At 63.4% G+C, this 380-nt stretch carries 1 pseudogene; it reads left to right on the top strand.

What is annotated here, in order from left to right:
• Positions 1 to 380, top strand: a pseudogene (locus E3W21_RS31300) (hypothetical protein); the annotation flags it as partial.

The raw sequence follows: 380 nt of genomic DNA, 5'->3' as shown, positions 1-380 counted from the left end.
TGGGGCATCAACCTCGCCGCCGCCCAGCTCAACTTTCCGGACCAGGGCCTGAAGGTCCAGATCCCGATCTGGTCGAACAAGAACCTGGGCGACAAGGTCGAGCTGCTGCTCAACAACAACGTGGTCGATCAACACACCATCAGCGCCCCCGTCGAACTGACCGAGCGCGCCACCCTGTTCGTCGCCCCGGGCCGCCTGCAGACAGGGCCATGGGAACTGTCCTACCGGGTGACGCGGCTGCATCAGCAACCCGAACCCTTCACCCCGCCGCTCAAGCTCTACGTCAAACTCGACATTCCCGGCGGCCAGGACACGGACCCGGACTATGGGCATTCCAATCTGTACATGACCTTCGAGCCGGCGGAGATCGTCCAGGATGG

The organism is Pseudomonas sp. F01002, assembly GCF_004402115.1.
GTDB lineage: Bacteria > Pseudomonadota > Gammaproteobacteria > Pseudomonadales > Pseudomonadaceae > Aquipseudomonas > Aquipseudomonas frigoris.
The sequence above is the reverse complement of the archived record's forward strand: the minus strand, read 5'-3'. Positions and strand labels throughout refer to the sequence as shown.